Origin of the sequence: Amycolatopsis anabasis (assembly GCF_009765355.1) — a bacterium.
Lineage (GTDB): Bacteria > Actinomycetota > Actinomycetes > Mycobacteriales > Pseudonocardiaceae > Amycolatopsis > Amycolatopsis anabasis.
Genome location: NZ_VTHK01000026.1, coordinates 102937 through 125440, shown reverse-complemented (window position 1 = coordinate 125440; position 22504 = coordinate 102937). Strand labels below are relative to the sequence as shown.

Below are 22504 nucleotides of genomic sequence, written 5' to 3'. Positions count from 1 at the left end.
TGCTGCGACGCGCCGGGTGGCCCCACCCCGTGCGGAGTGGGGCCATCCGGTGGGTTTACCAGAGAATGCTGCCGGGAGCGGGAATGTCACTCCCCAGGGCGAACCGGTCGTGCCACTTGACGGCTTCCCCGACGAACTTGTTGCCCGCCGAGGTGGCCACGTAGACCTTGCCGGTGTCGGCCCGGGTGAAGGTCACGATGTCGGCCTTGCCGTCGCCGTCGAAGTCCCCGATGCCGGGGATCTCGGCGAAGGGCGCGAACCAGTCGTGCCATTTCCACGCGTCCTGGACGAACTTGCCGCCGTCGGACAGGGAAACGTACACGTCACCCAGATCGCCGCGGGTGAAGGTGACGATGTCGTCCTTGCCGTCCCCGTCGAAATCGCCGACCGCGGGAATCTCGTTACCGAGGGCGAAGTGGTCGTGCCACTTCCAGGCGTCCTGGACGAACTGGCCGCCATCGGACAGCGAGACGTAGACCTTGCCCGAGTCGGCCCGGGTGAAGGTCGCGATGTCGGCTTTCCCATCGCCGTTGAAGTCGCCGACGGCCGGGATCTCGTTACCGAGGGCGAAGTGGTCGTGCCACTTCCAGCCGTCCTGCACGAACTTCGTGCCGTCGGACAGGGAGACGTAGACCTTGCCCGAGTCGCCGCGGGTGAAGGTCGCGATGTCGTCCTTGCCGTCCCCGTTGAAGTCGCCGACCGCGGGGAACTCGGCGCCGATCGCGAAGTGCGTGTGCCAGGTCCTGGCCTGGTCGAACCCGGAGCCGTTGGACAGCGCGACGTTCACGATGCCGGAGCCGCCGCGGGTGAAGGTGGCGACGTCGGTTTTCCCGTCGCCGTTGAAGTCGCCGCTGAGCGGAACCTCCTGGCCCGCCGCGAAGTAGTCCTGCCATTTCGCGGGGTTCGGGGCGAACGCCTTGCCGTCGGAAGCGGCCACGTAGACGTCGGCCAGGTCGCCGCGGGTGAAGTCGGCGATGTCGTCCTTGTCGTCACCGGTGTAGTCGGCGGCGGTGGGCACCGGGGTGGTCGCGGAGACCGTGGCGGACGGCTGGCCGTCCTGGCCCGCCGCGGTCACCGGCACGATCCGGTAGTACCAGGTCTGCTTGGCGGGCAGGCTGGCGTGCGTGAAGCCCGGGGTCGAGACGGTGCCCAGCAGGGTGGCCGGCCCGATCGGCACGTCGGCGGTCTTGGCGCCGTAGACCTTGTAGGAAGCGAAGTTCCGCCCGGCGATCGGGTTCCAGCGCAGGCCGATCGCGTGCTTGGCCGCCGGGGTCGCGGTCAGCCCGAGCATCTGCTGCTCGAGCCACCCGGCGATGTTGTCCAGGCGTGCCTGGACCGCACCCTGGCGGGTCTCGGTCTCCCCGAGACAGCCGGCCTGCCAGGAGCGGTCGTTGATCGCGACCAGTTCGAACCAGCCGTGGTCGTCCCGGAACGCCGGCGAACCGGAATCGCCCTTGCAGATGCTCGCGTCGGGCGGGGTGCGCCCGACGATGTCGAGCGTGGTGGGGGCGACGGCGGTGGTCGAGAACAGCGCGGTCTGCAGGCGGTCCGGCACCCATTCGGTCTTGGTCCGCCCGAAGCCCGCCACGCGCAGCACCTCATCCTTCTGCGGCGGCGTGGTTCCGATCTTCACCGGGGCGACGTCGGTCACCGGGGTGGCCAGTTTGGCGAGCACGAGATTGCGATCGGTGCGGGGAACCAGCTCGCTGACCGGGACCACATGGCCGTCGTTCTTGGACAGCACCGTGCGCCCGATGGTCGCCGTGGTGGCCTTCTTCGGCGGTCCCGGCTGGACGGGCTGGCCGTTCTCGGCGAAACAGCTCCCCGCGGTGACCACCCACAGCGGATCGATCAGCGCGCCGGTGCAACTGCGGCCCGGCATGTCCAGCTTCGTCGCGAACGGATAAGCGCCCTCTTCGGCCGGAGAACCACCGGCGACGGCCTGGGCGGGTGAACTTGTCAGCACACCCGCGACAAGTGTCATGGAAAGCAGACCAGTCAGCCAACCGGTCCGCACACGGACTCGTGACACAGCTATTTCCCCCTGTCTGATTTCATGGCGAAGAAAGATCGAGTCATCCGGCGGCGGTCGCCTTCAGTTCCAGCAGCGTGGCCGGTGGGCTGTTCGGGTCGGCGCCCTCGCCGATCGATTTGAACTCCGTCTTCGGGACGGTCACGGAATCGGTGCGGTCCTTGATGGTGATCGTGGCCTGGATGACATGGGAATCGGCCTTGAGGAGATAAGCCTGCGGCAATTCCATGCTCAGATATCCCGTGCTCCCGCTGACCTGGAAGCAGAACCTGCCCTTGGACCTGCTCCACGCCTCGACCAGGTCGTTGCGGTTGCCGCAGTCCACCAGCAGGATGTGGCCATCTCCCTTGCGGAGCAGGATTCCTCGCTCCTGAAAGATCTTCTCCGCGCCCGGGTAATCGTAGTTCTCCTCGGTGGGCGGTGGGGTGTCCTCGGCTGAGGAAACATTCCCGGAAAGCACTGAAACGGCTCCGGCCATACCGATGACCATTAATCGGGAAAAGAATCGAGCGCTCACGCGACTCCTTACTCGTGTCAACCAATATGAAGATCAAGAAAGATTGAGACCGCACGCGGACGCGGCGGCACCCTCCCAGTCGAGGGGACCAGCTTCCCAGTCAAAAGGTTGCACGTCAACGTCAGAAAAAGATGACGGCCGCATGGTTTCACCCATTACGCCGAACGGCACAGTCGCGAAATGTTAGCGGCAAATGGTGTGAGCTTCGACGCAGTGATCAAGATGGCCCGAATGAGGGTATGGAGGTGTTCAACCTTGTTTGTGCACAAGCCGATGCGGTAAGAAGCGAACGAGGGGATCGGCCGAATTCATCCGGGGTTGCGGGAAACGCCATCGGCCGCCAGAACTTGTTGGTTGTTACGACTTCGGTGTGTCAGAAATTTTCCGAGGGGATGCGAACGGAATGAGACCAAGATCGATCGTCGCGGTCCCGGCGCGGGTGGTGATCGCGGCGGTGGCCCTCTTCGTGGTCTTCGCCGCCACCTTGACCGTGCCGGAAGCGCCGGCGACCGCGGCGGAACCCGAGGCGAATCCTCGTGCGCAGGCGCTCGAACTGCTGAAGAAGGGCGGCCGCGGGGTTTCCGCCGCCGCCGAGACCGCCCTGATCGGCTCGGACGACGATCTGCGGGCGTTCCTGGAAACCGGTCAGCATCAGGCACGCGAACACGATGATCGAGTCCGGGTGGCGCAACTGCTCAACGCGGGCGGCCCCGGGACGAAGCAGGCCGCCCAGCAGGCGTTGACCGGATCCGTCGAAGACCTGCGCGCCTACCTGAAGGACGGTTGGCAGGGGCCTTGGCTGTCCGACCAGCGGGTCCGGGTCACGCAGATCATGACCACCGGTGGCCCCGAGGTGAAGCGCGGCGCGCAGGCGGCCCTCAACGGCACCGACGCCGACGTGCAGCAGTTCCTGCTCACCGGCCGGCAGGCCGCCCAGGACACCGACGACCGGATGCGGGTCGCCCAGATCATGGCGGCCGGTGGTCCGGCGGTGAAGAAGGCCGCGCAGGCGGCGCTCGGCGGTTCCATCGAGGACATCCGGGAATTCCTGCTCACCGGGTACAACGTGGCCAGGGAACGGGACCAGGAGAAGTTGACGGTGGCGCACCTGCTCGAGGTCGCCAAGGAGGCGGGCGCGCAGGCGGCGCGGGAAACCGAGGAGGCCAAGGAGGCTTCGGCCCGCGCGGTGCTGGCCGCGCAGCTGGCCAGGGAAGCCACCCAGCGGGCCGCCGCGGAGGCCGCCGCGGCGAAGGACTCCGCCGGGCGTGCGGCCGACGCCGCGGGCCGGGCCGCCACCGCGGCGAGTCAGGCCGCGGACGCGGCGCGGGTCGCCATCGACGCGGCCAACGCGGCCAACGCGGCGGCCAAGGTGGCCGCGAATGCCGCCGCGCGCGCGGCGATCGCCGCGGCGCTGGCGGGTGAGGCCGCGGCCCGCGCGTACCACGCCGCCGCGGCCGCGGCGGGTGACGCGGGGAAGGCGTCCGTGGCACGACAGGCCGCGGTCGACGCGCGCAACGCGGCGGCGGCCGCACGAGACGCGGCCGGGGCCGCCAAGGCTGTCGGCGACGCGGCCCGGGAAGCGGGCAACGCGACCCGCGCCGCCCTCGACGCGGCGGGCCAGGCCGATCTGGCGGCGCAGGCCGCCGAGGCGGCCGCCGGCTACGCGCACCAGTCGAGTGCGGAGGCGGCCCGGGCCCGGCGGGCCGCGCAGGAGGCGCGGCGGAACGCGCAGATCGCCTCGCGCGCGGCCAACGCGGCGGACGCGCTGTCCCGCACGGCCGCGCAAGCGGCGGCCGAGGCCTCCCGGTTCGCCAACGACGCCGCCACGCACGCCGAGGCCGCGGCGCGGGCCGCCGACGAGGCCGCCGCGCACGCCGGTGAAGCCGAGTACGCGGCACGGGAGTCCGCCGCTCATGCCGCCGCGGCGCTGACCGCGGCCGAAGCGGCGACCGCGGCGGCGAACCAGGCGCAGCAGGTGGAGGAAGCGGCGCGCAAGGCCGACGAAGAGCGGCTCGCCACGCAGACCGAGAAGGCGAAGTTCGAGGCCGAACAGGCACGCCAGATCGAGGCCGAACGCACGGCCGACCTGGCGTGGGACGCGGCCGAAGAGTCCCGGCGGGACACCGAGACGAAGCGGCTCCTCGCCGAGGCCACCGCACCCGGCGCGCCCGCCGCCACGGTGCTGGCGAACGGGCGCCGGGTGGCCGCCCGGCTGATGCACTCCGGCGGCTCGTGGACGAGATCGGCCGCCGAGAACGCGCTCGCCGGTGACGAGGCCGAGGTGCGGGAATTCGTGCGCGCCGGGGTGACCATGGCCGCCGAGCAGGACGACCGCGCCCGGGTCGCGCATATCGCGGACACCGCCACGATCCCGGCGATGAAAACGGCGGCGGTCGCCGCGCTCGGCGGCGACTACGCCGCGGTCCAGGAGTTCCTGCGGACCCGGCAGTACGAAGGCAAGGAGCACGACGACCGGATCCAGATCGCGCGGCTGCTGGAATCCGGCGGCCCGGCGATGAAGGAAGCCGCCACCAAGGCGCTCAACGGTTCCGACGCCGATCGGCAGTTCTTCCTGCGCACCGGGCAACACGTCGCCGCGGAACACGACGACCGCATCCGGGTCGGGCAGATCATGGAGGCGGGCGGCCCCGAGGTGAAGGCCGCCGCGCAGATCGCCCTGGCCGGTCCGGTCGCCTCCCTGCGCCAGTTCCTGGACGTGGAGCAGATCAAGGCGCAACGGCGAGACCTCGACACGGCGGCGCACGTTTCCGAGGTGCGCCAGTACGTCGCCGAGGCGTCCCGGATCGCGGCCACCGCGCGGGAGAACGCGGCCGAGGCCGCCCGCGCGGCCGCCATCGCCCGGAACGCGGCGGACGAGGCGGCCGGTTATGCCCGGCAGGCGCGGGAGTTCGCCAACCTGGCCCAGGACTACGCGAACCAGGCCCGCGCCTCCGCCCAGCAGGCGCAGGCATCGGCCGACCAGGCCGCCCAGTCCGCGCGGGCGGCGCGCAACGCCGAAGCGGCCGCGCACGAGAGCGCGCGGCAGGCGGACCAGTTCGCCGCGCAGGCGGAGAGTTCGGCGGCACGAGCGCACGCCTTCGCCGCCCAGGCCGCCGCGTGGGCCGCCCAGGCCCGCGCTTCGGCCATCGCGGCCGGGAAGGACGCCGCGGCCGCCGCGCAGGCCGCGATCGAGGCGACCGAGATCTTCCTGGAGAAGCAGCGCCAGGAACAGCAAGCCGAGGCCAACGGCAAACCCGCCACCTACCGCGTCGCGCAGTTCGACAACGGGACCATCTCGTTCTACGACTCGGGTGGCTGCATCATCAACGGCGTCCAGTTGCCGTTCAAGGGATTCGGGCTCACCGAATGCGAGAACCTCGCCCGCAACTTCGACGTCTGGCTGGACAACGACGGGGCCTACTACCGGCAGATCGGCCCGGCCGACGAGAAGGATCTGCCCGCGCTCTTCCTGCGGGCGTACTGTCAGACGGCGCCCAGGGCCTGCGGGTCGGAACTGCTGGCTCAGCTCGCCTCGGTGCCGGGCAACGTCGCCTTCCTCCAGGAAATGGGCATGGGAGGCCCTGCCAGCAAGTGGCTGCGGCAGATCATGAAGAAGCTGAAGCTGGGCGTCCGGCCGCCTTTCCCGGCGATCATGACGGGCCGTTCCGCTTCGGTGCTCAACAACTGGTCGAGCCGGTCGTACCAGGTGGGGGCGAACGACCAGCTTCTGCTCACCAGGGAACGGATGACCCATTTCCTCGAGCGGCACCACCCGAAGTACTGGGACGGTTCGTTCAAGGCCGATCAGTCGTTCTTCCAGAGCAACATGACCCTCCAGGAATTGGAGAGTGCGATAGGGTCCGTGCTGAATCAAAATCGGGCGTATATCGCCGAGAAGGGAATCAACGGCGTCTACCCGATCACCGGTGTGGTGAACGGCGTGAAGTACCAACTCGGCATCAACTTCGGTAAAGTAGGCCAGTTCTATCCGATAAAGTAGGCTCGTGCCATCCTGGCTGAACCAGGACAACCCCGACCGAGGTAGCCCAGAGTGATTTCGATCAGGACCTACTTGGCCTTCCCGGCCGAGTCCGGATACACGTTCGTCGACATCGCCGAATGCGACGAGCTTCCGCCACGACGTTACGCAGGAGACACCATGGGCGCGATCGAACTCAGCGTCGACGGTGTGGACATCATCGGCAAGGCGGAGGCCGATGACGTCGAGACCCTGTGGGCCTACCTGGCCAACATGGTCGAGGAATTCCGCGCGAACCGGAATTCGTCCACCCTGTTTCCGGACCAGCCCATCGAGCTTTCGTTCAAGGGCATCGAACGAGGGCGGGTACTGGTTGCCTCGACCGTCAACGGAGAACGGCGTGCCGCGCCGGTCGACGAAAACGAACTGTTCGCCGCGCTGACCCGCGCCGGTGGCGAGTTCTTCGACAAGATGGAAACCATGGTGCAGCGGTTCTACCAGCTGGAGCGAAGCAAGCTGTCGCCTCGCTGACCCTCCGGAACGGCGCGTTCGAGACGTGAGTCTTGGGCGCGCCGTTTCGTGTGTTCAGGCGTGGCGGCGGGAGGTTCGGGGTTCGCCGTGGTGGCTGACTATGAGGTTGACGATCTCCACGACGTGCGGGTCGTCGACCAGGTAGACCTGGCGGCGGCCTTCGCGGCGGGCGCGGACCAGGCCGGCGAGTTTGAGTTTGGCCAGGTGCTGGCTCACCGCGGCGACCGTCTGGCCGACCTCTTCGGCGAGGGTGCCGACATCGCGTTCCCCGCCGGATAGCAGCCACACGATCTGCAGCCGGGCGGTGGCGGCGAGCATGCCGAAGGTGGCCGCCGCGTCCTGGAGTACCGCGGGCGGCAGGGGTTCGTGGGTGGCAGGGGCCCCGGCCGGAAACGTCACCATCGCTCCTTCGCGTGTCAGGCCCAGCGTGACACGCGTCAAATCACTTGCGCAAGTACTTGAATGTCGGGCATGCTGTCAGGGCAGCGCGGGAACAAGCCTGCGCTCGACCGGCGAGTGAAAGAGAGCGAGGTGAGCGGCACATGCCAGACGACAGTATCGACGCGACTGGGCGCCCTCCGCTCACCTCGGTGGCGGTCACCGCCCGGCGTTGACGCCTGCGTTCGGTCCGCTTCCGGATCGTTCACTGTCTACTAGGTCTGGTTTGTGTGCGCGCACCCCCGGATAGGGGAGTAGCGACATGAACATCAAGGAATTCACCAACACCAACGGAAACCGTACTGAGCTGCGTGCACAGTGGACGGTCGAGAAGAGCGCGTCCGGCGCCCGCCGGCTGGTCTGCGCCTGGCGGCCGGTGGTCACGCCGCTGCCGCCGCGCGCCGAAAACGTCGCCGGCGCGTCGGAGCGGAGGGCGGGGTGAGCGAAGTGCGGACGCAGATCGCGCCGGCGCGGTTCGATTCCGTCGAACTGCGCCGGCGGTGGATCCAGCTGCCGGTCACCGACAGCGCGCTGGTCACGGACATCAGCGCGACGGTCGGGGTGGACTTCGGCGGCCGGGACACCCGGGTCCGGGTGACCGACGACTTCGTGTACTTCCCGGTCGTCGTGAACGTCCGGGGCGCCACGGAAATCCGGTGCGAGTCGCTGGTGTTCGCGCTGGGGCGCCGGTTGCTGGTGACCGCGCAGCCGGAGAAGCACTTCGAACCGTTCGACACCGGGATCGACCGGATGCGCCGCGCGCCCGAGCTGATCGGGTCCCCGCATGGGGTGATGTACGCGCTGCTGCACGCGTTGAACGACGCGGCGGCGGACGTGATCACCTACGCTGGCGGTGCGATCGAAACCCTGGACGGTGTCCATGGCACGGCGGCGATCACCCGGATGAACGACCTCGAGGAGATCGTGTCCCGGACCCGCGAGGGGCAGCTCACCCTGGCCCGCGCCGCCCGGTACCTGCGCGCCGGTTCGTCCGATGTGGACGAAAGGCTGCTCGGGCTGCTGCTCGACGACATCGACGGGATCTCCCGGCAGGCGAGTTACGCGCACGACAAGTTGCGCTACCTCGCGCTGTCGCGACTTTCCTCGTCCCGCACCAAGCGGAAGGGCTGGTTGGGCTGATGGGTGTTTCGCGGACCGCGGTGCACGACGCGGCGAGCGCCACCCCGTTCGAGTTGTTCCAGTCCCTGTCCAGTTCCCCGAAAGGGCTCACCGAAGCCGAGGCCGCGCAGCGGTTGACCACCGCGGGTGACAACCGCCCCGCGGCCTCGGCCGCGCCGGGCCCGTTCGCGCGGCTGGGCTCGGCGCTGAACAGCCCGTTCGTGGCGTTGCTGAGCGGCCTCGGCGTGGTGTTCGTCGTGGTCGGGGACATCCGCGGCTGGGTCACCGTGGCCGTCATGGTCGTGCTGAGCGTGGCGCTGCGGTACTGGCAGCGGGTGCGCTCGGACCGGGCGATGCGGGCGCTGCGCGGCATGGTCACCACCACCGCGACCGTCCGCCGCCGCGCCGACGAGGGCGAGCAGGCCACCGAACGCGAGGTGCCGGTCGAGGACCTGGTGCCCGGCGACCAGGTGGTGCTCGCGCCCGGCGATCTGGTGCCTGCGGACGTGCGCCTGCTCTCCGCGCAGGACCTGCTCGTCGACCAGTCGGCGCTGTCCGGGGAGACCCTGCCGGTGCGCAAGCGGGCCGCCACCGGCGAGGAATCGGTGTGCCACGCGGGGACCTCGGTGGTCGGCGGATCCGCGATCGCGCTGGTCGTCGCCACCGGGGACGCCACCTACCTCGGCTCGCTCGCGCGCCGGGCCCGGGCGCGGCGGCCGGACAGCAGCGTGGACTCCGGGGTGCGGGCGGTCGGCTGGACGCTGATCCGGTTCATGCTGGTGCTGGTGCCGATCGTGCTGGTCGTCAACGGCACGGTCAGCGGCGACTGGGTGCAGGCCGCGCTGTTCGCCGTCTCGGTCGCCGTCGGCCTGACGCCGGAGATGCTGCCGGTCATCGTGACCACCACGCTCGCGCGCGGCGCCGCGAACCTGGCCCGCCGCAAGGTCATCGTGAAGCGGCTGGACGCGATCGGCGACCTCGGCGGCATGGACGTGCTGTGCGTGGACAAGACCGGCACGCTCACCGAGGACCGGGCGGTGTTCGCGCACGGCATCGACCTCGCGGGCGCGCTCGACCGGGAAGTCACCACGTACGCCTTCCTCGCCGCGCACTTCCAGTCGGTGCCGCACAACCGGCTGGACGAGGCCATCACCGAATACGCCGCCGACTCCGAGGCGCTGCTCGCCGAGGCCCGGTTCAGCCGGGTCGACGAACTCCCGTTCGACCACGACCGGCGACTGTCCACTGTGGTCGTCAAACGGCAGCACGGGGAGCACATCCTCATCGCCAAGGGGGATCCGGACGAGGTGCTCACCCGGTGCTCGTTCGCCCGGCGCGGCGGGGAGGTCGTCGAGCTGACTCCTGACCTGCGCCGGCAGGCGGTGGACTTGGTCGACGCCCACCACGCGCACGGGATGCGGATCCTCGCGATCGCGGCCCGGCAGACCCCGGCCCGGCTCGGCGGCTACGGGCTGGAGGACGAATCCGAGCTGGTGCTGGTCGGGTTCGTCGCCTTCGCCGATCCGGTGAAGGCGACCACCGCGCCCGCCGTGCGGCAACTCGCCGAGCACGGCGTGGCGGTGAAGGTGCTGACCGGCGACTCGCCGCGGGTCGTGGCGCAGGTGTGCGAGCAGGCGGGCATCGATCCCGGGGAAATCGTGCTGGGCGAGGAGATCCACGCGCTCGGCGACGCCGCGCTGGCCGAGCTGGTCCGGCGCACCACCGTGTTCGCCAAGGTCACCCCGCAGCACAAGGCCCGGATCGTGGCGGCACTGCGGGAGGACGGCCACACGGTCGGGTTCGTCGGCGACGGGGTGAACGACGCGGCGGCGCTGCGCATCGCGGACGTCGGCATCAGCGTGGACACCGCGACCGATGTGGCCAAGGAAGCGGCCGATCTGGTGCTGCTCGACTCGGACCTGACCGTGCTCGCGGCGGCGGTCGTGGACGGCCGCCGCACGCTCGGCAACACGATGAAGTACGTCAAGATCACCGCCGCGTCCAACGTCGGCAACGTGTCCAGCGTGCTGGTCGCGAGCGCGGTCCTGCCGTTCCTGCCGATGCTGCCGATCCAGCTCATGGTGCAGAACCTGCTCTACGACGCCGCGCAGCTCGCGCTGCCGTGGGACCGGGTGGACGCCGATTACCTGCGGCGGCCTCGAACGTGGGACGCGCGCGGGCTGACCCGGTTCGTGCTGGTGTTCGGGCCGCTGAGTTCCCTGTTCGACCTGGCCACCTTCGCGATGCTGTGGTGGGTGCTGGGCGAGGACAGCACGCATGAGCAGGCGCTGTTCCAGACCGGCTGGTTCGTCGAGGGGCTGCTGTCGCAGGTGCTCGTCGTGCTGGTGCTGCGCGGGCGGGGCCTGAGCCTGCCGTCGCGGCCGGTGCTGGTGGCGGTCGCCGCGGTGGTGTCGGCCGGGCTGCTGCTGCCGTTCTCGCCGCTGGGGTCCGTGCTGCGCATGCATCCGCTGCCCCTGGCCTACTTCCCCTGGCTGGTGGTGATCCTGCTCGGGTACCTGGTCGCCGCGCGGCTGGTCAAGGACCGCTATGTGAACCGAACCGGAACGTGGTTGTGAGGCAACGATGATGAGCACTTGGGAGATGCTCGCCCGGCTCGGTACCGGGGTCGGGCTGGGCACGGTGATCGGTTTCGAACGGCAGTACCGCGCGCGGATGGCCGGGTTGCGGACCAACGCGCTGGTGGCCACCGGGGCCACGCTGTTCGTGCTGCTGTCCGCGCACGGTTTCGGCGGGTTGAGCGACAGCGGCAGCGCGGACCCGACCCGGGTCGCCGCGCAGATCGTGTCCGGGATCGGGTTCCTCGGCGCCGGGGTGATCCTGCGCGAGGGGCTGACCGTGCGCGGGCTGAACACGGCCGCGACGCTGTGGTGTTCCGCGGCGGTCGGCGCGCTCGCCGGGGCGGGGCTGTACCAGGTGGCGCTCGCCGGGACGGTCGTGGTGGTGGCGGTCAACGTCGCGCTGCGGCCGCTGGGCCGGGTGGTCGACCGGCGGCCGGACACCGGCACGGAAACCCCGACCTCGTACGAGTTCCTCGCGGTGACCAAGGACGATTCGGAGGCGCACGTGCGCGCGCTGCTCGTGCAGGCGTTGACCCGCACCGATTTCCGGTTGCGGTCGGTGACGAGCGCGAACAGTTCGCTCGAGGGTTATGTCGAGGTCCGGGCCGAACTCGCCGGGGATCAGCGGGACGACGCGCAGATGGAGTCCGCGGTGAGCCGGTTGTCCATGGAGCCGTCGGTGACCAGCGTCCGCTGGCAGGCCGAGGTCCGGTCCAACGGGAACGGAGCCGAGGAATGACGCTGCTGCGCTCCTTTCCCTCCCGGGACGTGCTTTCCCGGCCTCGCAGCAGCGTCGCCGATGTCCTGGTGTTCGTCGGCGCGGCCGCGCTGATGTGGCTGCTGGTGCGGCTCATGCACGGAGTCTCCGTCCCGTGGGACGAGGCCACCGCACCGTCCACTGTGTCCACCGATCCGGCGGAACTTCCTTACTACGCGGCGCGTTCACTGCTGCGCATGTTCGTGGCGCTGGCGATCTCGCTGGTGTTCACCTTCGTCTACGCGACGGCGGCGGCCCGGTTGCGGCGGGCGGAGAAGGTGCTGCTGCCGGTGCTCGACATCCTGCAGTCGGTGCCGATCCTGGGCTTCCTCTCGGTCACCATCACCGGGTTCATCGCGCTGTTCCCCGGTTCGCAGCTGGGGTTGGAGTGCGCGTCGATCTTCGCGATCTTCACCTCGCAGGCGTGGAACATGACGTTCGCGTTCTACCACTCGCTGGTCTCCCAGCCGCGCGAGGTGGACGAGGCGGCCCGGCTGCTGCGGCTGTCCCGGTGGCAGCGGTTCTGGCGGGTCGATGTGCCCAGCGGGATGATTCCGCTGGTCTGGAACGGGATGATGAGCTTCGGCGGCGGCTGGTTCTTCCTGGTCGCCTCGGAGGCGTTGAGCGTCAACAACAAGCACTTCGCGTTGCCCGGTGTCGGCGCCTACGTGGCCGCGGCGAACGAGGAGGGGCGGCTGGACCGCGTGCTGCTGGCCATGGCGGTCATGGTGATCATGGTGGTCGGGGTGAACGTGCTGTTCTGGCGGCCGCTCACCGCCTGGGCCGAACGGTTCCGGGTCGAGGAATCCGAGGCCGCCGAGGCGCCGCGCAGCGTGGTGCTGAACCTGCTGCGGCGGTCCCGGATTCCGGCTTTCCTAGCGCGGGTGTTCGGCTGGCTGGTCGCGCCGCTGGACCGGATCATGGGCGTGTTCGGGCTCGCCGACCATCCACTTCGGACCTCACCGGTGCGGCGGCGGATCGGGGACGTGGCGTTCGCGGTGGTCGTGCTCGCCGCGATCGGGTACGGGGTGGTCCGGGCGGTCGGGTATGTCGCGGTCACCGCGGGATTCGGCGAGGTCGGGCACGCGCTGCTGCTGGGCCTGGTCACCTTCGGCCGGGTGATCGTGCTGGTGGTGGTCGCGACCCTGGTGTGGGTGCCGATCGGCGTCTGGATCGGGCTCAACCCCAGGATTTCCCGGCTGGCGCAACCGGTCGTGCAGGTGCTGGCGTCCTTCCCGGCGAACTTCCTGTTCCCGCTCGCCACCGGGGTGCTCGTCGCGACCGGGATCAGCCTGGACTGGGGCGGGATCCTGCTGATGAGCCTGGGGGCGCAGTGGTACATCCTGTTCAACGTCATCGCCGGAGCCAGCGCCATCCCGAACGATCTGCGCGAGGCCGCGGCGGATCTGCGGCTGCCGCGTGCGCTGTGGTGGCGCAAACTCGTGCTGCCCGCGATCTTCCCCAGCTACGTCACCGGCGGGATCACCGCCGCCGGGGGCGCCTGGAACGCCTCGATCGTCGCCGAGATCGTCAGTTACGGCTCGACCACGCTGACCGCGACCGGGCTGGGCGCCTACATCTCGGACGCGACCAGCACCGGAAACGCTCCGCACATCCTCATCGGCGTGGTGGTGATGAGCCTCTACGTCGTCGGGCTCAACCGGCTGTTCTGGCGCCGCCTCTACGCGCTGGCCGAACGTCGCTTTTCTTTGTGAACTGGGAGGAATTCATGACCGAGGTGATCGTCAGCGTCGAGAATGTGAGCAAGAGCTTCACCGGCGCGGCGGGCGACGAGCTGCGCGTGCTCGACGGGATCGGGCTGGATCTGCGCGCCGGGGAGATCGTCGCGCTGCTCGGCCGGTCGGGATCGGGGAAGTCCACGCTGCTGCGCACGATCGCCGGGCTGATCGCGCCGACGAGCGGCAGCGTGCGGTACCGCGGCGAGGAACTCAACGGGGCCAATCCCGGGACCGCGATGGTGTTCCAGTCGTTCGCGCTGATGCCGTGGCTGACCGTGCAGGACAACGTGGAACTCGGCCTCGCCGCGCGGGGCGTGCCGCCCGCGCGGCGGCGGGAACGGGCGCTGGCCGCGATCGACCTGATCGGGCTGGACGGCTTCGAATCCGCCTACCCCAAGGAACTTTCCGGCGGGATGCGGCAGCGGGTGGGGTTCGCCCGCGCCCTGGTGCTGGAACCGGATCTGCTGCTGATGGACGAGCCGTTCTCCGCGCTGGACGTGCTCACCGCGGAGAACCTGCGCACCGAGCTGATCTCGTTGTGGGCCGGGCAGAACTTCCCGACCAAGGGCATCTGCATCGTCACGCACAACATCGAGGAGGCCGTGCTGCTCGCCGACCGGGTGGTCGTGCTCGGCGCGAACCCCGGGCACATCCGCGCCGAGGTGCCGATCGATTTGGCGCGGCCGCGGGACCGGCGCGCGCCCGCGTTCGCTGCCCTGGTCGACCGGCTGTACGACCTGCTCACCGGGCGGGAGGCGGACGTCCACGTGCCCGAGCCGACCGAGGCCACGCCGACCGCGCGGCCGCTGCCCGCGGTGTCGGTCGGCGGGCTGGCGGGGCTGGTGGAGATCGTGTCGGCCAAGGGCGGGCGGGTCGACCTGCCGGAGATCGCGGCCGACCTGAACTTCGAGATCGACGACCTGTTGCCGCTGGTCGACGCCGCCGCCCTGCTCGACCTGGTGCGGGTGTCCGGCGCCGACCTGGAGCTGACGCAGGTCGGTGAGGAGTTCATGGGCGCGGACATCCAGCGCAGCAAGAAGATCTTCGCCGAGCAGGTGCGGGAGCGGGCGCCGCTGGTGCGGACCATCTGCCGCGCGCTGGCCAGCAGCGGGGACGGGAGCCTGCGGGCGGGGTTCTTCCTCGACCTGCTGCGGCGGGGTTTCTCCGCCGCCGACGCGCGGCTGCAACTGGACACCGCGATCGACTGGGGCCGGTACGCGGAGCTGTTCGACTACGAGTCCGGCACCGACCAGATCCGCCTCGACCGGGGGTAGGAAGGGACCTTCGCTCCGGTTGTCCGGGAGCGGGGGACCTTTACTACGGTTCAACCGGAGTAAAGGTCCCTTCCTATCGCGGCTGGCGGCCCGCGATCGGGGCAGGGCCGGGTGGGGGCGGTGCCGCTAAGTACGCTGGTAGGCATGTCCGTAGCGGTGAGGGTGATCCCGTGTCTCGACGTCGACGCGGGCCGGGTGGTGAAGGGCGTCAACTTCGCCGACCTGCGTGATGCCGGTGACCCGGTCGAGCTGGCGCGCGCGTACGACGCCGAGGGCGCCGACGAGCTGACCTTCCTCGACGTCACCGCGTCCTCGGGTAACCGCGAGACCACCTACGACGTGGTCCGCCGGACCGCCGAGCAGGTGTTCATCCCGCTTACCGTGGGCGGCGGCGTGCGCTCGACCGACGACGTGAACCGGCTGCTGCGCGCGGGCGCGGACAAGGTGAGCATCAACACCGCGGCCATCGCGCGGCCCGAACTGCTCGGCGAGGCGTCCCGGCGGTTCGGCGCCCAGTGCATCGTGCTCTCGGTCGACGCGCGGCGCGGTGGCGGAACGCCGTCCGGCTTCGAGGTGACCACGCACGGCGGCCGCCAGGGCACCGGGATCGACGCGGTGGAATGGGCGGCGCGGGGGCAGGAGCTGGGCGTCGGCGAGATCCTGCTGAACTCGATGGACGCCGACGGCACCAAGGCCGGATTCGACCTGGAGCTGATCCGGCTGGTCCGCGCCGCGGTGAGCGTGCCGGTGATCGCGAGCGGCGGGGCGGGGGCCGTCGACCACTTCCTGCCCGCGGTGCGCGCCGGGGCGGACGCGGTGCTCGCGGCCAGCGTGTTCCACTTCGGACAGTTGAAGATCGGCGAGGTCAAGGACACGCTGCGGGCCGGGGGAGTTGAGATCCGGTGAAGTTCTGGCAGTCACCGGCCGAGGTGAAGGTCGTCGCCGGACTGCTGGTCGGCATCGGCCTGGTGCACACGCTGCTCGGCGTGATCATCGTTTCGACCAGCGAGGCGTCCGGGCGGACGGTGATGCTGCCGATCACCGCGCTCGTGCTGGGCTCCCTGGTGGCGGCCGGGCTGGCGCTGCGGATGCCGTCGTCGCGGATCGCCGGGTTCGCCGTGGTGGTGATCTTCGCGATCCTGCACGTGCTGGTCCTGATGGCGGGTGAACTGCTGTGGCTCAAGCTGTTCTCCGGGCTCGCGGCGGCGGGGTACGTGTACACCGGGGTGCTGCTGAACTCGATGCCGGTGCGCCGGTTCCTGCTCGGGGAGCGCGCATGACCCTGGACCCGGAACTGGCGGCCCGGCTCAAGCGCAACGCGGACGGGCTGATCTGCGCGGTGGTCGTCGACCACGAGACGTCCGACGTGCTGATGGTCGCCTGGATGAACGACGAGGCGCTGGAGCGGACCCTGACCACCCGGCGCGGCACGTACTACTCGCGCAGCCGCCAGGAACTGTGGGTGAAGGGCGAGACGTCCGGGCACACCCAGCACGTGCGCGAGGTCCGGCTCGACTGCGACGCGGACACCGTGCTGGTGCGGGTGGACCAGGTGGGCCCGGCCTGCCACACCGGCACCCGGACCTGCTTCGACACCGACGCCCGCCTGCTGCTCGCCGACGCCTAGCCGCGACTGTCATGAGGGGACCCCTCCTAACAGATTTCGTCAGGAGGGGTCCCCTCATGACACCCGTCAGCCGAGGTCGCCGGTGAGGTAGCGCTGCAGGTTGGGGGCGACCGCGGTGACCACGGTCTCGATGTCGGTGGAGGCCAGCGGCTCGAACTTGGCGACGTACCGGATCATGCCCATGCCGATGAGCTGCGAGGCGCACAGCGTGGCCCGCAGTTCCGGCCGGTCCGCGCCGAGCTGGCCCGCGAGCCTGCTGAAGATCTGCTTGAGGAACATGTCCCGCAGCGCGTGGGCGACCTGGTCGTGGCTGGCGACGCTGCGGACCAGCGCCGGGAACACCCCGCCCGCGGTCGCGTCCCACCTGGTCAGGAACGTGCGCACGATCCGTTCCCCGAGCGTGTCCGGTTCGCCGTCGAGCAGGGTCTCGATCAGTTCCGCCGGGTTGAACGGCAGTTCGAGCACGGCCTGCGCGAACAGGCCCTCCTTGCTGCCGAACCAGTGGTTGACCATGGCCGCGTCCACGCCGGCGCGGTTCGCGATCGCGCGGACGGTGGCGCCGTCGTAGCCTGCCTCGCCGAACACCTCGCGGGCAGCCTCGAGGAGGGCCGTCTTCGTGTCCTGGCCTGCGGGACGACGGCCGCGGCGCTTGACCGGTGCGGACTGCTTCGCGGGACTCACCTCCCCATGATGTACCCATCGGGGAAATAATTCAACATGTGGTGAATTATGCCCGATGTAACCCCGAATGACCGCGACGGCACAATGATTCCATGGCCAGTGCCCCAGTAACCAACGCCAGCGCCGCCGGTCTCGGCGCGGTCAGCCCCGCGCGGGAGGATTTCCGCGCCCTGGCCGAGGGCCGCCGGGTCATCCCGGTGGTGCGGCGCCTGCTCGCCGACGGGGAGACCCCGGTCGGCGTGTACCGCAAGCTCGCCGCCGACCGCCCCGGCACGTTCCTGTTCGAATCCGCGGAGAACGGCGAGTCCTGGTCGCGCTGGTCGTTCATCGGGGTGCACAGCCCGGCGGCCCTGACCGTGCGGGACGGCGAGGCCGTCTGGACCGGCACCCCGCCGGTGGGCCTGCCGACCGAAGGCAACCCGCTGTCCGTCCTGCGGGAGACCGTGCTCGCGCTGCACACCGAACCGCTGCCCGGGATGCCGCCGCTCACCGGCGGCATGGTCGGCTATATCGGCTACGACGCGGTCCGCTGGCTGGAACGGCTGCCCGAGCTGGCCGAGAAGGACCTCGACATCCCCGAGCTGACCATGCTCCTGGCCACCGATCTGGCCGCCTTCGACCACCACGAGGGCACCGTCACGCTGATCGCGAACGCGGTCAACTGGGACGACTCCCCGGAACGGGTGGACGCCGCCTACGACGACGCCGTGGACCGCCTGGAGCGGATGACCGAGCTGCTGGGCGCCCCCGCGCCGTCGACCACCGCGGTGTTCGACCGGCCGGCGCCCGAGTTCACCCGCTGCCGCGCCAAAGAGGACTACCACGCCGCGGTGGCGAAGGCGGTCGAGGCCATCCAGGCCGGTGAAGCGTTCCAGATCGTTCCCTCGCAACGATTCGAACTCGCCACCGAGGCCGACGCGCTGGACATCTACCGGGTCCTGCGCACCTCCAACCCGAGCCCGTACATGTACCTGCTGCGGCTGGACGGGTTCGACATCGTCGGCTCCAGCCCGGAGGCGCTGGTCACCGTGCGCGACGGCCGGGCGACCACGCACCCGATCGCGGGCACGCGGTGGCGCGGGGCCGACCCCGAGGAGGACGCCCAGCTCGCCAAGGACCTGCTGGCCGACGCGAAGGAGCGCGCCGAGCACCTGATGCTGGTCGACCTCGGCCGCAACGACCTCGGCAAGGTGTGCGAACCCGGCACCGTGCGGGTGGTGGACTTCTTCGACATCGAGCGCTACAGCCACGTGATGCACATCGTCTCCACGGTCACCGGCGAACTGGCCGAGGGTCGAACGGCGTTCGACGCGGTGGCCGCGTGCTTCCCGGCGGGCACGCTGTCCGGTGCGCCCAAGGTGCGCGCGATGGAGCTCATCGAGGAGCTGGAGCCCACCCGGCGGGCGCTCTACGGCGGGGTCGTCGGGTACCTGGACTTCGCCGGGGACGCCGACACCGCGATCGCGATCCGCACCGCGCTGGTGCGCGACGGGATCGCCTACGTGCAGGCCGGTGGCGGGGTCGTCGCCGACTCCCAGCCCGACTACGAGGACAACGAATCGCTGAACAAGGCGCGCACGGTCCTGTCCGCGGTCGCCGCCGCGCAGACCATGGCTCCGGCCAGGGCGCGGGAATTCCGGGGGTGACGGCACCCGTGTCCGAACCGGCCCCGCCGAACCGTAAACGTCCACTGTGGATGGTCTCGGTCGCGCTCCTGCTCGGCTCGGCCGCGTTGTGGGGCGCGTCCAGGATGACCTGGACCGCCGCGAACCGGGACGCCGGCGTCCGCGGCCTGGTGCTGGAAACCAAGACCGGCGCGGAACAGGCGAGCGCGCTGGTGCCGCTGGCCATCCTCGCGCTCGCCGGGGTGGCCGGGATGGTCGCCACCGGCGGCTGGCCGCGCCGCGTGCTCGGCGTGCTGCTCGCGCTCGCCGGGGTCGCCGCGTGCTGGGTGGCCGTTGACGGTCTGCGATGGAGTGGTTACCCGGACGGCGCCCCGTCGGCGGAGATCGTGACCGCGCATATTTTGGCGGCAGCAGGGGGAATTCTGGTCATCCTCGGTGGGTTGGCAGGTACCAGGGGCGCGGGCCGGATGCCGCGGCTCGGTGCGCGTTACGCCGCCCCGGGGGCCAAACGCGTGGCGCCCGACCCCGACACCGAACTCTGGGAGGCCTTGTCCGACGGCGAAGATCCGACCGCGGGTCGCTGACTACAACCTCGACCCGGAGCCAGTACACGCAGTTGCGCGGGTTAGCATCTTTTCGGCGGGAAGGGGAAGGTTTTTGTGAGGCACCTTGCGAGTGAAACCGTGAGCACGGCGGCCGGTGAGGTCGCCCGGTGAGCGTGCTCGAAGAAATCGTCGACGGGGTGCGGGCGGACCTCGCCGAGCGGGAGAAGGCGCTGCCCTTCGACGAGCTCAAGCGGCGCGCCGCGGACGCGCCGCCGCCGAAGGACGTGATGGCCGCGCTGCGGGAGTCCGGCATCGGCGTGATCGCCGAAGTCAAGCGCCGCAGCCCGTCCAAGGGCGAGCTGGCCGAGATCCCGGATCCCGCCGCGCTCGCCAGGGACTACGCGGACGCGGGCGCCCGCGTGATCAGCGTGCTCACCGAGCAGCGGCGCTTCGGCGGCTCGCTGGCCGATCTCGACGCCGTCCGCGCGGCGGTGGATGTTCCCTTGCTGCGCAAGGACTTCATCGTCAGCCCGTACCAGGTGCACGAGGCCCGGCTGCACGGCGCCGACATGGTCCTGCTGATCGTGGCCGCCCTCGAGCAGAACGCGCTCGCGGCGCTGCTGGACCGGGTGGAGTCGCTCGGGATGACCGCGCTGGTCGAGGTGCACAACGCCGAGGAGGCGGACCGCGCGCTGGAGGCCGGCGCCCAGGTGATGGGCATCAACGCGCGCAACCTGCACACTCTGGAGGTCGACCGGGACGTGTTCGGCCGCCTCGCCCCGGGGCTGCCGATGGACGTGTTCAAGATCGCCGAGTCCGGGGTCCGCGGGCCGGGTGACCTGATGGCCTACGCGGGTCACGGCGCGGACGCGGTGCTGGTCGGCGAGGGCCTGGTCGCCTCCGGCGACCCGAAGGGTGCGCTGGTGAAACTGGTCACCGCCGGATCCCACCCCGCCTGCCCGAGGCCGAGCCGGTGACCGAGAAGCGCCGGAAGCACGACCCGGACGAGCGCGGTCACTTCGGCCCGTACGGCGGCCGGTTCATGCCGGAGGCGCTGATCGGGGCGCTGGACGAGCTGTCCGCGGAGTACGACAAGGCGCGGCTGGACCCGGAGTTCACCGGCGAGTTCGCGCGCCTGCTCTCGGACTACGCGGGGCGGCCGTCGCTGCTCACCGAGGCGCCCCGGTTCGCCGAGCACTGCGGCGGCGCACGCGTCTTCCTCAAGCGCGAGGATCTCAACCACACCGGCTCGCACAAGATCAACAACGTGCTGGGCCAGGCGTTGCTCACCAAGCGGATGGGCAAGAAGCGAGTCATCGCCGAGACCGGGGCCGGCCAGCACGGCGTGGCCACCGCGACCGCGTGCGCGCTGCTCGATCTGGACTGCGTCGTCTACATGGGCGAGGTCGACACCGAGCGGCAGGCGCTCAACGTGGCCCGGATGCGGCTGCTCGGCGCCGAGGTCATCCCGGTGAAGACCGGTTCGCGCACGCTCAAGGACGCCATCAACGAGGCGCTGCGCGACTGGGTGACCAATGTGGACACCACGCACTACCTGCTGGGCACCGCCGCCGGCGCGCACCCCTTCCCGGTGATGGTGCGCAACTTCCACAAGGTGATCGGCGAGGAGGCCCGCGCGCAGATCCTGGAGAAGGCCGGGCGGCTGCCGGACGTGGTCGCGGCCTGCGTCGGCGGCGGGTCCAACGCCATCGGCATCTTCCACGGGTTCATCGACGATCCGGACGTGCGGCTGGTCGGCCTGGAGCCGGGCGGGCACGGGCTGGACTCCGGTGAGCACGGCGCGACGCTGACCGAGGGCACGCCGGGCATGCTGCACGGGGCGTACTCGTACCTGCTGCAGGACGAGGACGGCCAGACCATCGAGGCGTATTCGATCTCGGCGGGGCTGGACTACCCGGGCGTGGGGCCGGAGCATTCGTGGCTCAAGGACACCGGGCGGGCCGAGTACCGCGCGGTGACCGACGCGGAGGCGATGGACGCGCTGAAGCTGCTGTCCCGCACCGAAGGCATCATTCCGGCGGTCGAATCGGCGCACGCGCTGGCCGGGGCCATCAAACTGGGTGCGGAACTCGGTCCGGAGGGCCTGATCCTGGTGAACCTGTCCGGGCGCGGCGACAAGGACATGGACACCGCGGCGAAATACTTCGGCCTGGTGGACGAGGAGAAGCTCTCTTGAGCGAGCTGGACGAGCTGTTCGAACGGACGCGCGGTGCGGGGCGGGCCGCGCTGGTCGGCTACCTCCCGGCCGGGTACCCGACCGTCGACGGGTCGAAGGACCTGCTCGCCGCGATGATCGACGGCGGCGCGGACCTGGTCGAGGTCGGTGTGCCGTACTCCGATCCGGTGATGGACGGGCCGACCATCCAGGCGGCCGCGGATGCGGCGCTGACCGGCGGTTTCAAGCTGCGGCACCTGTTCGAGGTGGTCGAATCGGTGGCCGCGCGGGGTGGTCGCGCGGTCGTGATGACCTACTGGAACCCGGTGCACCGCTACGGCGTGGACGCGTTCGCGCGGGACCTGGCCGCCGCGGGCGGGCTCGGCCTGATCACGCCGGATCTGACCCCGGACGAGGCCGGTGACTGGCCGGAAGCGTCCGAGCGGCACGGGCTGGACCGGATCTACCTGGTCGCGCCGTCCTCCTCGGAGGAGCGGCTGCATCTGACCGCTAACGCGTCCTCCGGTTTCATCTACGCGACCGCGGTGATGGGGGTGACCGGGGCCCGGGAGAGCGTGGGCGCCGGTGCCGCCGAGCTGGTCCGCCGGACCCGCGCGCACACCGACCTGCCGATCGGCGTCGGGCTCGGGGTGAAATCGCGGGAGCAGGCGGCCGAGGTGGCCGGGTTCGCGGACGCGGTGATCGTCGGTTCCGCCCTGGTCACGGCCGCTGCCGAGGGCGCGGACGCGGTCCGGTCGCTGTCCGCCGAGCTCGCCGAGGGCGTGCGTCAGGCGGTCACGCCTGCCTGACGGCCGGCGGGGTTTCGGAAACTGTCGGTCCTGTGGTGGACGCTCCCCGTGTGTATATCGCTATGGGGAGGGACCG

At 70.4% G+C, this 22504-nt stretch carries 20 protein-coding genes; 16 read left to right on the top strand and 4 right to left on the bottom strand.

What is annotated here, in order from left to right; genetic code table 11:
* Nucleotides 1–55: 55 nt before the first annotated feature.
* Together FXO23_RS29965 and FXO23_RS29960 are read right to left on the bottom strand one after the other, a co-directional pair.
* Complete coding sequence (locus FXO23_RS29965) at nt 56–1984, bottom strand: FG-GAP-like repeat-containing protein (protein ID WP_158888834.1); 1929 nt, start codon at nt 1982–1984, stop codon at nt 56–58.
* A 91-nt stretch (nt 1985–2075) separates the two neighbouring features.
* The gene (locus FXO23_RS29960) at nt 2076–2492 is read right to left on the bottom strand and encodes a hypothetical protein (protein WP_158888833.1); all 417 of its coding nucleotides are present in this window, start codon (nt 2490–2492) and stop codon (nt 2076–2078) included.
* A gap of 460 nt (nt 2493–2952) precedes the next feature.
* Here FXO23_RS29960 and FXO23_RS29955 point away from each other — a divergent pair, with 460 nt between their 5' ends.
* Nucleotides 2953–6549 (top strand): ALF repeat-containing protein, encoded by a 3597-nt coding sequence (locus FXO23_RS29955; protein WP_158888832.1) that lies wholly within the window; start codon nt 2953–2955, stop codon nt 6547–6549.
* Nucleotides 6550–6708: 159 nt separating this feature from the next.
* Complete coding sequence (locus FXO23_RS29950) at nt 6709–7059, top strand: hypothetical protein (protein ID WP_158888831.1); 351 nt, start codon at nt 6709–6711, stop codon at nt 7057–7059.
* Nucleotides 7060–7113: 54 nt separating this feature from the next.
* Here FXO23_RS29950 and FXO23_RS29945 read toward each other — a convergent pair whose 3' ends face one another.
* Nucleotides 7114–7461 (bottom strand): ArsR/SmtB family transcription factor, encoded by a 348-nt coding sequence (locus FXO23_RS29945; RefSeq protein WP_158888830.1) that lies wholly within the window; start codon nt 7459–7461, stop codon nt 7114–7116.
* 298 nt (nt 7462–7759) lie between these two features.
* Between FXO23_RS29945 and FXO23_RS29940 the strand changes: the two genes are divergently transcribed.
* The 9 genes from FXO23_RS29940 (at nt 7760) to hisI (ending at nt 16592) form a co-directional block, all read left to right on the top strand.
* Nucleotides 7760–7939, top strand: a complete 180-nt coding sequence (locus tag FXO23_RS29940; RefSeq protein WP_158888829.1) for a hypothetical protein — start codon at nt 7760–7762, stop codon at nt 7937–7939.
* On the top strand, nt 7936–8637 hold the full coding sequence (locus tag FXO23_RS29935) for a magnesium transporter CorA family protein (protein WP_158888828.1): 702 nt from the start codon (nt 7936–7938) through the stop codon (nt 8635–8637). Before FXO23_RS29940 ends, FXO23_RS29935 begins: the two co-directional genes overlap by 4 nt.
* A complete protein-coding gene (mgtA, locus tag FXO23_RS29930) occupies nt 8637–11192 on the top strand; it encodes a magnesium-translocating P-type ATPase (RefSeq protein WP_158888827.1) in 2556 nt (851 codons plus the stop codon). Before FXO23_RS29935 ends, mgtA begins: the two co-directional genes overlap by 1 nt.
* 10 nt (nt 11193–11202) lie before the next feature.
* Nucleotides 11203–11934, top strand: coding sequence for an MgtC/SapB family protein (locus FXO23_RS29925; protein WP_158888826.1), 732 nt, complete (start codon nt 11203–11205; stop codon nt 11932–11934).
* Nucleotides 11931–13667: an ABC transporter permease gene (locus FXO23_RS29920; protein ID WP_158888825.1), complete on the top strand. Its 1737-nt coding sequence runs from the start codon at nt 11931–11933 to the stop codon at nt 13665–13667. Before FXO23_RS29925 ends, FXO23_RS29920 begins: the two co-directional genes overlap by 4 nt.
* Before the next feature lie 14 nt (nt 13668–13681).
* Nucleotides 13682–14965 (top strand): ABC transporter ATP-binding protein, encoded by a 1284-nt coding sequence (locus tag FXO23_RS29915; protein ID WP_158888824.1) that lies wholly within the window; start codon nt 13682–13684, stop codon nt 14963–14965.
* 144 nt (nt 14966–15109) lie between these two features.
* Nucleotides 15110–15871 carry an imidazole glycerol phosphate synthase subunit HisF gene (hisF, locus tag FXO23_RS29910; RefSeq protein WP_158888823.1) on the top strand — a complete coding sequence of 254 codons (762 nt, stop codon included), beginning with the start codon at nt 15110–15112 and terminating at the stop codon, nt 15869–15871.
* Nucleotides 15868–16245 carry a hypothetical protein gene (locus FXO23_RS29905; protein WP_158888822.1) on the top strand — a complete coding sequence of 126 codons (378 nt, stop codon included), beginning with the start codon at nt 15868–15870 and terminating at the stop codon, nt 16243–16245. The genes hisF and FXO23_RS29905 overlap by 4 nt, the downstream gene beginning before the upstream one ends.
* A complete protein-coding gene (hisI, locus tag FXO23_RS29900) occupies nt 16242–16592 on the top strand; it encodes a phosphoribosyl-AMP cyclohydrolase (protein ID WP_158888821.1) in 351 nt (116 codons plus the stop codon). Before FXO23_RS29905 ends, hisI begins: the two co-directional genes overlap by 4 nt.
* Nucleotides 16593–16658: 66 nt before the next feature.
* Here hisI and FXO23_RS29895 read toward each other — a convergent pair whose 3' ends face one another.
* Nucleotides 16659–17273: a TetR/AcrR family transcriptional regulator gene (locus FXO23_RS29895; protein ID WP_158888820.1), complete on the bottom strand. Its 615-nt coding sequence runs from the start codon at nt 17271–17273 to the stop codon at nt 16659–16661.
* Nucleotides 17274–17365: 92 nt separating this feature from the next.
* Between FXO23_RS29895 and FXO23_RS29890 the strand changes: the two genes are divergently transcribed.
* The 5 genes from FXO23_RS29890 (at nt 17366) to trpA (ending at nt 22428) form a co-directional block, all read left to right on the top strand.
* Nucleotides 17366–18919: an anthranilate synthase component I gene (locus FXO23_RS29890; RefSeq protein ID WP_158888819.1), complete on the top strand. Its 1554-nt coding sequence runs from the start codon at nt 17366–17368 to the stop codon at nt 18917–18919.
* A gap of 50 nt (nt 18920–18969) precedes the next feature.
* Nucleotides 18970–19482 (top strand): Trp biosynthesis-associated membrane protein, encoded by a 513-nt coding sequence (locus FXO23_RS29885; RefSeq protein WP_158888860.1) that lies wholly within the window; start codon nt 18970–18972, stop codon nt 19480–19482.
* A gap of 128 nt (nt 19483–19610) precedes the next feature.
* The gene (gene trpC, locus FXO23_RS29880) at nt 19611–20420 is read left to right on the top strand and encodes an indole-3-glycerol phosphate synthase TrpC (RefSeq protein ID WP_158888818.1); all 810 of its coding nucleotides are present in this window, start codon (nt 19611–19613) and stop codon (nt 20418–20420) included.
* On the top strand, nt 20399–21640 hold the full coding sequence (gene trpB, locus FXO23_RS29875; protein ID WP_158888859.1) for a tryptophan synthase subunit beta: 1242 nt from the start codon (nt 20399–20401) through the stop codon (nt 21638–21640). Before trpC ends, trpB begins: the two co-directional genes overlap by 22 nt.
* Nucleotides 21637–22428, top strand: a complete 792-nt coding sequence (gene trpA, locus FXO23_RS29870; protein WP_158888817.1) for a tryptophan synthase subunit alpha — start codon at nt 21637–21639, stop codon at nt 22426–22428. Before trpB ends, trpA begins: the two co-directional genes overlap by 4 nt.
* The last annotated feature ends 76 nt before the right edge of the window (nt 22429–22504 follow it).